The 12901-nt window shown below is 47.6% G+C and carries 12 protein-coding genes; 2 read left to right on the top strand and 10 right to left on the bottom strand.

Going from position 1 to position 12901, the window contains the following annotated elements; genetic code table 11:
* Positions 1-176 precede the first annotated feature (176 nt).
* Together gdhA and G3352_RS28105 are read left to right on the top strand one after the other, a co-directional pair.
* Positions 177-1553 carry an NADP-specific glutamate dehydrogenase gene (gene gdhA, locus G3352_RS28110; protein WP_113053599.1) on the top strand — a complete coding sequence of 459 codons (1377 nt, stop codon included), beginning with the start codon at positions 177-179 and terminating at the stop codon, positions 1551-1553.
* A 202-nt stretch (positions 1554-1755) separates the two neighbouring features.
* The gene (locus tag G3352_RS28105; RefSeq protein WP_163761371.1) at positions 1756-2610 is read left to right on the top strand and encodes a pentapeptide repeat-containing protein; all 855 of its coding nucleotides are present in this window, start codon (positions 1756-1758) and stop codon (positions 2608-2610) included.
* Between the two features lie 180 nt (positions 2611-2790).
* Here G3352_RS28105 and G3352_RS28100 read toward each other — a convergent pair whose 3' ends face one another.
* From G3352_RS28100 to G3352_RS28055, 10 genes are all read right to left on the bottom strand, one after another.
* Positions 2791-3768 carry a diaminopimelate dehydrogenase gene (locus G3352_RS28100; protein WP_371121655.1) on the bottom strand — a complete coding sequence of 326 codons (978 nt, stop codon included), beginning with the start codon at positions 3766-3768 and terminating at the stop codon, positions 2791-2793.
* Between the two features lie 144 nt (positions 3769-3912).
* Positions 3913-4059 (bottom strand): hypothetical protein, encoded by a 147-nt coding sequence (locus G3352_RS28095; RefSeq protein ID WP_163761370.1) that lies wholly within the window; start codon positions 4057-4059, stop codon positions 3913-3915.
* Positions 4060-4109: 50 nt separating this feature from the next.
* A complete protein-coding gene (locus G3352_RS28090) occupies positions 4110-5093 on the bottom strand; it encodes an alpha/beta fold hydrolase (RefSeq protein WP_163761369.1) in 984 nt (327 codons plus the stop codon).
* A gap of 271 nt (positions 5094-5364) precedes the next feature.
* On the bottom strand, positions 5365-6120 hold the full coding sequence (locus G3352_RS28085) for an exodeoxyribonuclease III (RefSeq protein ID WP_163761368.1): 756 nt from the start codon (positions 6118-6120) through the stop codon (positions 5365-5367).
* A 105-nt stretch (positions 6121-6225) separates the two neighbouring features.
* A complete protein-coding gene (locus G3352_RS28080) occupies positions 6226-6960 on the bottom strand; it encodes an alpha/beta hydrolase (protein ID WP_163761367.1) in 735 nt (244 codons plus the stop codon).
* Between the two features lie 37 nt (positions 6961-6997).
* A complete protein-coding gene (locus G3352_RS28075; RefSeq protein ID WP_163761366.1) occupies positions 6998-8020 on the bottom strand; it encodes a FecCD family ABC transporter permease in 1023 nt (340 codons plus the stop codon).
* Positions 8013-9020 carry a FecCD family ABC transporter permease gene (locus G3352_RS28070; RefSeq protein ID WP_064636053.1) on the bottom strand — a complete coding sequence of 336 codons (1008 nt, stop codon included), beginning with the start codon at positions 9018-9020 and terminating at the stop codon, positions 8013-8015. The genes G3352_RS28075 and G3352_RS28070 overlap by 8 nt, the downstream gene beginning before the upstream one ends.
* A gap of 24 nt (positions 9021-9044) precedes the next feature.
* A complete protein-coding gene (locus G3352_RS28065) occupies positions 9045-10046 on the bottom strand; it encodes an ABC transporter substrate-binding protein (RefSeq protein ID WP_076287920.1) in 1002 nt (333 codons plus the stop codon).
* Positions 10047-10163: 117 nt separating this feature from the next.
* Positions 10164-11807, bottom strand: a complete 1644-nt coding sequence (locus G3352_RS28060) for an AraC family transcriptional regulator (RefSeq protein WP_163761365.1) — start codon at positions 11805-11807, stop codon at positions 10164-10166.
* A 109-nt stretch (positions 11808-11916) separates the two neighbouring features.
* On the bottom strand, positions 11917-12741 hold the full coding sequence (locus G3352_RS28055; protein WP_163761439.1) for an alpha/beta hydrolase-fold protein: 825 nt from the start codon (positions 12739-12741) through the stop codon (positions 11917-11919).
* Positions 12742-12901: the final 160 nt, after the last annotated feature.

Here is a 12901-nt window from a genome sequence, read left to right as displayed (position 1 = left end):
CCTTTACATCATATGACAGATCCATAGAAGATTTTAATAACGTCATAAAAAACATTTTATGGGTTTTCATCTCGTATTTTTATTTTGTTTCCTGTATATTTAACTACAAACTTTTATGCAATTTATACAAATAGCCATCCCAAGACTTTAACACAATAAAGGAGTGCATTGAAAAAGTGTCGACTATAACTAAAGATTCAACTCAAGTAACTGCCGCAGAGTATGTTCATTCCGTTTACGAATCGGTTATCGCCAGAAATCCACAGGAAAGTGAATTCCATCAGGCTGTCAAAGAGATCCTGGACTCGCTTATTCCTGTCATTGCAGCTCACCCGAAATATCGGGAGAATGGCTTGCTTGAACAGCTTGTTGAGCCAGAACGTGTCATTACGTTCCGCGTGCCTTGGGTAGATGATCAAGGCAAGGTACAAGTAAACCGTGGATTCCGTGTTCAGTTCAACAGCGCTATTGGGCCTTACAAAGGTGGACTTCGTTTCCATCCTTCCGTTTATTCGGGAATCGTTAAATTCCTTGGGTTCGAACAAATTTTCAAAAATGCCCTGACTGGCCTGCCAATCGGCGGTGGTAAAGGTGGTTCCGACTTCGATCCAAAAGGAAAATCGGATCTGGAAGTCATGCGTTTCACTCAAAGCTTCATGACTGAGCTGTACAAATATATCGGTTCCGATGCGGACGTACCTGCCGGCGACATCGGTGTAGGTGCACGGGAAATCGGTTATATGTTCGGACAGTACAAACGCATCAGCGGTGGACATGAAGCTGGCGTACTCACAGGTAAAGGCTTGCTGTACGGAGGAAGTCTTGCACGTAAGGAAGCTACAGGATTCGGATGCGTGTACTTTGTGAAAGAGATGTTGGCATCCAAAGGACTGAGCTTCAAGGACAGCACGGTGGTTGTCTCCGGTTCGGGTAATGTATCCATCTATGCCATTCAGAAGGCTCAGGAGCTTGGAGCTCATGTTGTGGCGTGTAGTGACTCCGGTGGTTACATCTATGATGCTCAAGGAATCAATCTAGATACCGTAAAAAGATTAAAAGAGGTTGATCGCCTGCGGATCAGCGAATATGTCAAAGAGCATCCACATGCCGTGTATACCGAAGGCTGTGAAGGCATCTGGTCTATCCCTTGTGATATCGCGCTGCCTTGTGCAACGCAAAACGAAATCGACGAACAGGCTGCTGCATTGCTTGTTCAAGGCGGAGTTAAAGCGATCGGTGAAGGAGCGAACATGCCTTCCACTCTGGCTGCGATTGACGTTTTCCACAAAGAAGGCGTTCTGTTTGGACCAGCCAAAGCGGCTAATGCTGGCGGAGTTGCCGTGTCCGCACTTGAAATGTCGCAGAACAGCATGCGGTTGTCCTGGTCATTTGAAGAAGTGGACGCCAAGCTGCATGACATTATGTCTAACATCTACACTAGCTGTGTTCAGGCAGCGGATGAGTACGGCTGTGCAGGTAACCTGCTTGCCGGAGCGAACATCGCTGGCTTCCTGAAAGTGGCAGACGCCATGCTTGCGCAAGGTATAGTCTAATTGTGTTACTGTTGCTAACTAAATAAATAAACCGCCTTCCATCACGGGAGGCGGTTATTTTACATTCCTAATGTCATTTATGGAGTTAATCCGTTATCAGGATCGCCATATGATCCATATTCGAATTGATCGAAATCCAGTGTAATGGTAAAGTTGTACTGACCTTAAAATAGCATTCTTTTTAATAAAAGGAAGTGTACAAATGACTAACCAAGCATTCAGTAGCAATCAGGCTACTCTGCATTTAAGCGCAGACTGCGAGCAATGTTTTGGGCTATGCTGTGTCGCCTTGCCGTATGGCAAATCCTCAGACTTTGCTTTTGATAAATCCAGTGGCACCCCCTGTTCCAATCTCCGTACCGATAACCGTTGTGGCATCCATACACAGCTGCGACAGAAAGGGTTCAAGGGCTGCACAGTCTACGATTGTTTCGGGGCTGGTCAGAAACTATCACAGATTACATATGCGGGCAAGGATTGGCGTAATCATCCGGAATCAGCTGCTGAGATGTTCGATTGCTTGCCTGTCATGAAGCAGCTTCATGAAATGATGAGCTATATCAATGAAATGCTACAACCGCCGGAAACATCATCCATCCATGCCGCGTTGAAGGACGTATATCGGGAAACGGAACGACTGACCGAACTGAAGCCATCTGCCATATTACGTCTCGATATTCCCGCACATCGGGCGGTGGTGAACGAACTGCTTGTACAGGCCAGCGAGATGGTGCGGGCAAAGGTCCCAACTTCGGATAAGGGTCCTTCCAAATCGAAGACCAAAAAGCGCACCGGAAGAGACTTTCTGGGTGCCAATCTAAAAGGAGCTGACCTTCGGGGAGCGAGCTTCAGAGGTGCATTAATGATAGCGGCTGATTTACGAAACGCAGATATGAGAAAGACCGATCTAATTGGGGCTGACTTGCGGGATGCGAATCTGGGTGGAGCGGATCTGAGAGGCAGCATCTTTCTGACGCAATCCCAGCTCAACTCGGCAAAAGGCAGTGCAGATACCAAGTTGCCGGATCATTTAAACATTCCCTCACACTGGCTGTAGGGAAGACTGTCCCCACATGAGTTACGAGTATGAATGACTATGAACAGCTCATGGATAAGTACTAATTCGTTTGTGCAACAAATAGCTCGTCCCTCTTTTTAGAAGGACGAGCTATTTGTGTTGTATTACATTTTAGATATAAATAATCAGGACTTACAACTGCGGTAATGAATTAACGGACTACAGCAAGTCGCGGCGAAGGTCCTCAGCCGATTTAGGAGACAGGTGACCGAGTGGGATATCAAATACCGTCTTAGCCCCTTTGTGTCCTTCCAGACTCAAACGTTGTGCGGCTCTTGCATAAGCCACCAGTACACTTGCGGTAAATTCAGGATTGCTGTCGAGCTTCAGACCAAATTCAATAATTTGTTTCTGGCCTGCGCCTGTAACTCCACTACGAATGACAAACCCACCGTGCGGCATGCCTTCATGTTCAGCCTTCAATTGCTCTTCAGTAATGAACGTCACCGTTGTATCGTAATCCGAGAAATAGTTCGGCATGGATACAATCGTTTCACGAATTTCGTCCTGATTTGCACCAGCTTCTGCAACTACATAGCATTGACGCAGATGCTTCTCACGTGTGGTCAATTCTGGGGTCTCCCCAGCACGAATGCTGTTGATTACTTCTTCAACAGGTACAGTGTATTGCACACCAGCCTTAACGCCAGGAACACGACGGATGGCATCGGAGTGACCTTGGCTTACTCCTTTACCCCAGAACGTGTACTCTTTACCTTCTGGCAGGATCGATTGGGCAAGCAGACGGTTCATTGAGAACAAGCCTGGGTCCCAACCTGTGGAAATGACGCTCACGTGGCCACCTTGCTCTGCCGCGGCGTTAACTTCTTTATAGAATTCAGGGATTTTGGCATGTGTATCGAAGCTATCCACCGTATTGAACAATTTTGCAATTGCAGGTGTTTGCTCCGGAAGATCGGTTGCCGAACCTCCACACAGAATCATCACATCAATTTTGCCTATGTATTGCTCAGCAGCAGAGATGTGCTCGAAACGAACCTCCGTACCTTCTGCAACCATCTGCTCCGGGTTACGACGTGTAAATACAGCAACAAGCTCCATATCCGGGTTTTGAGTAATAGCTTTCTCTACACCTTTGCCCAGATTTCCGTAACCTACGATACCAACTTTGACCATGTTCAATCCTCTCCTGTCTTCATCTATAGTTGCCTACTTTATCTAGTATAATGATATAACATAACATGTAAATTGTCAGGTTTCCAGTTTGAAATAAAAATACCTTGCATGCAGAGCAGCAAGGACTGATATATTCCTTTTATTCTACTCACGTCCAACCGAATGGATAAAAGGTATGGCATCCACGGAAGAAGTAGCAAACAAGACGGAAACAGACAACACCGTTAGAGACAACAGACAACTTGCCAGGAGTAAGGAAAGGAATCTTGATGCGGTTCTGATCTTTTTCATCCATCCTACCTCCTCATCCTGTTTGCTATATTTTGGCTGGATTATGTTCTTCATAGTTCACCGGACCGCTTCACCAACTCCAAAATTTCACTAGCGACAATATCCGGCTGACTGTTATGAATATCGTGTTTGGCGTGTGCCACAGTGACCTGTGTTCCTTGACTGGACCATGAAGCAAAATCGGCTTGATCTGCCTGCCATGCCCGGCTGCCTTCGCTTGGTTTCTCTGAACCGGCCGTCAGAATGGTTAACGGGAAGGAGAATTCCTTTTTATGCTCCAGGATATGGGCTGCGTTCTTCTTGGAGTTACGCATCTCTCCAATCACGTTGTCATTGTAAGCATGCTTGAGTGTGGATATGGTTGCTGCCTTTCTCATTGACTCCGTAACGAGATCCGGGTTAACGACCAAAGATTCCGTTATCCGATCCGAATGCAGCAATGTACGCACAATTCCTGTTTTCACCAGAAGACGGGCTGAATCGAAATACCAATCCGATTGCTCCATAGCCACAGTGCTGTAATATTCGGGACTTCCTCCATCAATCATGACCATGCCAGCTACCTCATCGGGGTACATTTGTGCGAATCGCACGGTCTCCAGCGATCCGAGAGAATGACCTACCATGATATATGGCGGACGTTGGCCGGATACTCGCAGCAATTGATGGATCTCCTCCGTAATGGTATCGATATCACGTGGCCGATCCATATAATCGCTATACCCGTAACCGAACCGATCATACACCGCAATTTTCACCTGGGATTTCAACTTGTTATATAGCGGGCTGAAATCAACATATGGATTGGGCGTACCCCAGCCTGAAGCGAGAACAACTGTCGCATTTCCTCTTCCCGTTGTATAGAGATGCATGTTACGTCCGCTCACCTCATACATCTTGCCTGGTGCAGTATAAGATTTCATGTCCTGTGTCGACTGATACGCCTCGTACGCGGTTCCTGCCAGCAGCAGAAGTCCTGTTGCCAGCATCAGGCCACCCAGCCCCTTCAAACCTCTCCGTAACCCCTTCTTCATCGTTCTCTACCCCTTACCCGAATCATCTTCTATATGTATTCTTCAATCTTACCCAAGTACGGATGGAAACGGAACGATCCCGGGTCCAGTTCTTTCCCCAACCTAAGTCTAGTTCCACCCCCTACCCGCAGGATGAAAAATACCATTGAGACCTGTACCAAAGGGAAGATACTCATATAGACAACGTAAAATAACCGCAAATTCCCGATAACGGAAACCTGCGGTTTGGATGATATTCATTTTGTAAAAAGGCAAATACACCCTCTGCACTCTACATTTGCAACGTGAGGCCCACCGGGCAATGATCACTGCCCATGACATGGCAATCAATATGCGCCTCTGACACCTTCGGAGCCAGCTGATTGGACACCAGAAAATAATCGATCCGCCATCCAACATTACGCTCTCTTACCTTGGGCATGTACGACCACCAACTGTACACATCCGTTCGATCCGGGTACAAATGGCGGAAGCTATCCACATATCCGGCAGCCAGCAGGTCGGTCATCTTGCCTCGCTCTTCCAGCGTGAATCCCGAGTTGCCCAGATTCGGCTTCGGATTCTTCAGGTCGATCTCCTGATGGGCTACATTCAGGTCACCACATACGATAACCGGCTTGGTCTGCTCCAATTGCAGCACGTACCCTCTGAACCGATCCTCCCATTCCAAACGGTAAGGAAGTCTGGTCAGATCCCGCTTCGCATTGGGGGTATATACGTTGATTAGATAGAAATGATCAAACTCCAGCGTAATCATTCGGCCTTCCGGTTCGTTATCTTCCTCGATCCCATACCAGACAGATAGCGGCTTGATCCGGGTAAATACGGCTGTGCCGGAGTATCCTTTTTTGACAGCATAATTCCAGTATTGATATATGTCTTCTCCCAGATCCATTTCGATCTGTCCTGCCTGCAGCTTGGTCTCCTGCACACAGAAAATATCGGCCTGACTCTCGTTATAATAATCCATGAATCCTTTGGTAACACATGCCCGCAATCCATTTACATTCCAGGACACCAGCTTCATATCCTCATCTCCTCACATCTCCCCAATATAGCATGGGCGAATTCGGAAGGACAAGCTGAGGTGTGACGATATCCAAACAGAATGAGCGCTGCCTAAGCCCTATGCTCACTGAAACAACCAGGTTAATGCTTCGGGCAGATGCTTGGCAAAAAACAAAAGATCATGCGTCCCGCCCTCTTCCTCCACGTAATTCAGCCGCTCGGCAGGATAGCCCTGGGCCAAAATCATGCGACACGCAGAACGTGTATTTTCCAGCATTTGTGCTTGGGCATTAGCCTTGTACACACCTTCCAGACTCCCAACGTACATATACAACTTCAACCCGCGGCGTTCAGCCCAGGAATAGTCACTCATATAATCGAGGAATCCTTCATACCACATAGAGGCCGATAACGCCCCAACCTTTCCAAAGATATGAGGGAATTCCATCGCCGCAAACAGAGAGATCAGCCCACCGAGCGAACAGCCAAGTATACCTGTATTCTCTGAATCTGCAAGAGTACGGTAAGACGAGTCCACATACGGTTTTAGCTGCTCAGTTATCGCCTTCAGATATATGCTTCCCTGACCGCCAAAGGCCGAAAAGGATGCATGCAGCGCTGATACAGGCCATGGCGTGTAGTCATCGTTGCGATTATGAGGTTCAATACCGACCAAAATCAATTCAGGCAGTTTTCCGGAGCGAAAAGAATGATCCAGCAGATTGCTGCAGGCTTTGGCTACCGCACCTCCATCCTGAATATAAACGACCGGGTAATGACGATCTCCCTTTGTGTAAGATGGCGGAAGCAGCAGATGGAGCGTCCAGCCATTAACCGACTCCTGTACCCATTTACTCATGTATGGAACCCTTCCCTCCTGTTTCAAATCTGGCTTGTTACATCCGGTTTTTGAGCAGTAAAAAGATGAAATAAGGAACTCCAATAATGGAGATAACGATGCCCACAGGCAGTTCAGCCGGGGCAAATACCGTTTTGCCAATCAAATCACCTACAACAACCATTGCCATGCCAACCAACCCGGATATCGGAATGACCCGTTTATGGTGAAGCCCCACCAGCCGCCGTGCAATATGAGGAGCGATTAATCCAACAAATCCGATACTCCCGGATACCGCAACGCAGGCACTGACGAGTCCCACGCTGCCCAGCAACAATATCTTTCTCTCCCGATGAACATCCACACCGAGTCCCATGCTGCTTGCCTCCTGCAGCTGCATTACATCCAGCACACGGGATTTGGCCCAAAGCAAAGGAATCAGCAGAACCAGCCATGGAATCATCGCCGATATGTATCGCCAGTTGGCATTATAAATGCTGCCTGTCAGCCAGACGGTAGCCATCTCAAAATCGGACGGGTTCATCTTTAGGGAAAGATAAAGCGTAATTGCACTAAAACCTGAACCGATGGCAATCCCGACCAGAATAAGCCTTTGGGAATCCAACTGACCACGCTCCTGTGCAAACCACAAGATGAGAATAACTGCCGTTAATCCACCTACCAGGCCAAACAGCGGCATCGCCATAATGGACAACCATCCTGTACCCGTTATGGACCCGTGAAACAGAAGCATAAAGAGCACCATTGCTGTTCCGGCACCTGCGTTAATACCCAGCATGCCGGGGTCAGCCAGCGGATTGCGCGCGATGCCCTGAATAACAGCTCCGGCAATCCCGAGTCCCAGGCCAAGTAGTAATGCAATGACAATACGCGGCAGCCTGAAATCAAAAATAACGAGATCATGCTCATGGACAGGGTCCAGCCGCAATAACGTTTTGACGACATCCATCACCGATATGTCAAACGCACCGTTAGTCAAACTGATATAAACGGCTGTTGCAATGATTATTGAACTTATGAAAATGACGGCCCATAATCTTCCCCGCTGCGGTTCAGGCATGTTTTCCCCCTCCTTTGGTTTTGATCAGATAAAGGAAGAAGGGAACGCCAAATAATGCGGTGACGACTCCAATTGGTGTTTCAAACGGAGAGTTAATGAAACGACTCAAGATGTCACACCAGGCCAAAAAGAACCCGCCCAGCAGAGCGGAGCACGGAATAATCCAGCGGTAATCTACCCCGAAGAGAAATCGGGTAATATGCGGAACCAACAAACCGACAAAAGCGATTTTGCCCGCCAAAGCCACAGATATTCCAGTCAGGATAACTACACTCAGTATCGATAAAGCCTTAACCCATCCGGTACGCTGCCCCAGGCTTGTTGCCACATCATCGCCCATCGACAGAATGGTAATAGACTTGGAAAGAATGATGGCTAACGCCAGTCCCACCACAGCAAATGGAATAATCAGCTTGATCATGCCCGGGTCCATCTGATGCAATCTGGCGTTATACCAGAAACTGATCGTTTGAGACACCTGATAATAGGTAGCCACTGCCTGAGATACACCACCGAGGAATGTACCAATAATCGTGCCCAGAATGGCAAGCCGAACAGGCGACATGCCGCCTGGCAGTAACCAGGCTATGAAAAATACCAGTCCTGCTCCAAGTGCCGATCCCGCCAAAGAGTAAAATATCAGACCAAGAGATGACGTATTAGGCATAAATACCATACATAAGGTGATGACCACTACCGATCCATCGGATACCCCCATAATGGAAGGGGATGCAAGATAGTTTCTTGTCATCCCCTGCATGAGCGCACCTGACACCGCCAGAAAAGCCCCGATTAATAGAGCACCAATAACACGCGGGAGCCGGGATGACACAATGATCTGGTGATCGATGCTGTCTGTGTCAAAATGGAAAATGGCTGCCGTTATGGTCGAAACGTCAATGCTTTTGGCTCCGTACATGACGGACGCCAAAATGGTAACTGCAATGAACAGAGGTGCTGCTGCGAACAGCACCACCGGATTCAATCTTCTTTTTTGCATAGGAGTATACACGCCTTGCTCTAATTATTTGGATAACTGCTCAACTGCTGCTTTCAGGAATTCAATACGACTCCAGGCTGGACCACCTTCAGCCAATGGATCAATGACATTAACAAAAGCATGATTTTCCTTCAGCGCAGTTGTCTTCTGGATAATCGGGTTGTTCTGCAGATCTGTCAGGGCATTCGGGGTGTCAGAGTTCTCGGATGTCTCAAATTGTACAAACACATAATCCGGGTTCATCTCTGCAAACTTCTCCACCGAAAGTGCTTCCTGTGCTTTGGCTGCCTGAATCTCGGCCGGAACCTGGAATCCAAGGTCTCCATACAGAATCGGATTCACAAAGACAGACTCAGGATACACATACATTTGTCCGTTACGAATACGCACTGCCAGTACTTTTTTGTTTTCCAGTTTGTCTCCTAATTCAGCCTGGGCAGTAGTCAGAGCAGCCTTATACTGTTCAATTTCCTGTTTGGCCTGTTCCTGCTTGCCTGTCAGCTCAGCCAGCAGATTCAGGTTCGACTCCCAATCCGTAGCAATATGAGACACCTGAATAAATGGCGCAATTTTGCTTAACTGCTCAGCCACTTCAGGCTTAAACTTGGTAGAACCCAAGATAATATCCGGTTTCAGGGACAAAATGGTCTCAAAGTTAGGCTCAATCTTCTGCCCAATGGACTCAGCTTGATCCGTGATAGAAGCATACATCTCCGGGAATTCGCCGCCAAAAGTAATAGCCCCTACCGGATGTACATCAAGAACCAGCGCATCCTCCATCGCTTCCATGGAACCAGTAATAACAATACGGTTAACTTCTGTTGGGACTGTGTACTCTTTATCTAAGTATTTAATGGTTCGTGTGCCTTCAGCTGCCTCAGCTGTATCCGTTTCATTGGTCGACGCCTCGGTTCCGGTCGAAGCTGAATTCTCCGCATTCCCTGACGCGTCCTCTTTATTACCGCACGCTCCCAATACTGCGAGCATACATATCATTACCAACCATAACCCCAATTTCTTTTTCATCTCTGGTGATCCCCCTTCAATTTCGATTATTGTAATTGAGAATAATAATCATTATTGAATGATAAACAAGAATGACGGACAGAACCATGGACTCTGTCCTGAATCTCTATGGATTTTTCACCGATAGCGATCCATCAGATCGTCCAGGATGCGCTCATTGGCGAGGGGCGAGTTCTCAAGCCAGGGATCAGCCGGGATGATGAACAACCGGTTATTCTGAACGGATTTTATATTTTGCCATAAGGAGGTTTTCTGCACATCCTCCCAGAAGGATAACGTCTCACTCTCCTGACATACCATCAGAAATATCCAATCGGTCTGCATTTCATCCAGCTGTTCCAGCGTAATCGGCTCGTTATATATTTCCCCTTCTTCACTGATATGGGCTGGTTTGACTGCCAAATCTCCATATAACACTTCCAACATGGAAGGTGAACAATAACGTGTAAACTGATGTTTTAACAAACGGACAACGACTACCTTCTCGTTGCCAAGCTTTTGCTGCATCATCGTTTTGACCTGTTCCGCCTTATGATCATAAGTTTCCAGCCAACTCTTGGCATCCTGCTGTGTCCCCAGATGTTCAGCCAGAATCTGAAGCTGTGATCGCCAGTTGTGATCGGAAACCGTGAGGTAATGAACCGGCGCAATACCTTCAAGCTGTGCTTTCTCCTCAGGTCGCAAGTGGTCGTAACTGATAATCAGGTCGGGCTGATGCTCCTGCAGAGCCTGAATTTTGGATTGCCATTCCATGTCAATCCGATAGGCACTAAGATGTACAGGGATGTCCTTGCCATACATTCGATAATAATACGATGTCCATTTCGGGTGCAGCGGTGCCGCATAGGGAATCATGTTCAGGGCCAGCAAATGTCCTGTAATCGCAATGTGATAAGCGGCGATTTTACGGCGGCGGCTGTTCATATATACCGAAGGGGATATTCCCATCGCTTTTTTAAATTTGCGACTGAAGTAAAATTCGTCCTGATATCCAACCTGATGAGCAATATCCCGCAGACGCATTTCAGTACCGGCCATCAGTTGTTTTGCCCGGTTAATGCGGAGTGAAGAAATATAATCAGTTGTACTCATTCCATATCTTCGCTTGAACAGGTCCACATAATATTTCGGACTCAGCCCGGCCATGCCTGCCAGATATTCCACGGTTAGATTCTCATTGGAATGCTCATCGATATAATCTTTGGTACGCTGGATCATCATTTGGGAATCTTCCTTGAGCGGAGGTGATGCTTCTGTAAGGCTTGCGAGCAATTGGAGAAACTGCACATGTGCCTGAAATTGCCCCATGGCCCTGCCACTATGCCACAGGTTGTGTATTTCTTCACACATAAATGAGAGCTGAACAGTGGGTGACACTGCCAGCTCCTTGCCAGATCTGAACATCAGGGTATCTTTAACCACATGCAAGGTGTCAGGATCATCATGCAGCTCTTGATAAAGGTCAAACCGCATGATCGTTACTTCGGCTCCTTCATCTCCGAAAGAAGTCAGTCCAAAAGTGGATTCGGGTACACAGGAATATACTCCTTGTGCATGGATATGGATAGACCCCCGATCCAGTGTCAGTAAGGCTTCACCACCTGTGACCATGACAAGCACATAAGACGAGGTATGCTGCTGGGGAATGTTCCAGTCTGAAGTGGATTTCATTTTCTCCATGTCACGCAATTTTATAGTCAATCTGTCGAGTGCATACGTGGAATCCACCTCTTGATTAGGGTATAAGTTAGGGGAAATCATCTATTTATAGGCCTCCATTTGATAACCATTCTCAATAACTATCTTCAGTATATCAAATTTTCGGAGGCCCCCGCATCTACTAGTTCTTTCATGATGGTGCTCAACCCGTTCAATCTCTGGATGCAAATCGCAGTGCCCTGCTGATCAACACAGGCAATACAGAGATGTGACCTTCATCTTCGAAACAGATAAAATCAGCACGGACTCCAATTGCATCGGCATGGTTCAACCATTCGCTAAATGCTCGGGAACGTTCAATCACCCCGCTGGGATGACTCCCCTCCAGTTCTCCTGCTGCAAGTAAAACGTGAATTTCCATACGATTATCCAGCATACGGGAAGCAAACGTCTCTTGCTGCCGGGCGATCCAGGCCGAGTTCCAATGAAGAGACGGACTACCTGCAATGTAATTTCGGTATGTTCCCGGACGTTCCAGTAACAACTGCAAAACAAATAAGCCGCCCAGCGAGTGCCCCACAACGGATTGTCTGCTCCGATCAATGGCATAGCGTCGTTCAATGTCCGGCTTCAGTTGTTCCTCGATAAACAGGGTGAATCCTTCAGCGCCGCCATGCTCCGGCCAAGTTGCTCCATCCGGTCTCCGGGGTAATTCCCCTTCGGGAACCGGCATCATAAAATCATAGTGCCTGTCCGGTGGAAAGGCTTCCCGGGCTTTATACCCCACGCCAACAATAACTGCCGGAACAACCCCGGTCTTCTCCGGGCGTAAAGATTGTATACGCATGGCCTCAACCATCGTACCAAACACCGCATTGGCATCCAGCAGATAGATCACGGGATATCCGGATGCTGGCGGGGCGCTCTCCGGCACCCAAACTCTGATCTCGTACTCTCTTTCGGTCTGTTCTGCACGTATGTGGTAAAAAGCTGTTCCCGGCAAAGTTACCTCCGGTTCTGTTCCGTCATGTCTCATCACTTGTTTCAATGAAGTATTCCTCCTGGTTGCTACGGCTTTAATCTCCGATTATATCCAAGGTCGGTCCGGCCTTCCATGGACGAATCACCCATTTCCATATGGAAAATGCACCGCTTCATTGCATACAAGGCTTTTTCATTTTTATGTAATAGAACAA

Source organism: Paenibacillus sp. ALJ109b, assembly GCF_010747435.1.
In the GTDB taxonomy this organism is placed as follows: Bacteria; Bacillota; Bacilli; order Paenibacillales; family Paenibacillaceae; genus Paenibacillus; species Paenibacillus taichungensis.
Note: the sequence above shows the minus strand (reverse complement) of the source record. Positions and strands in the feature narration are given on the sequence as shown.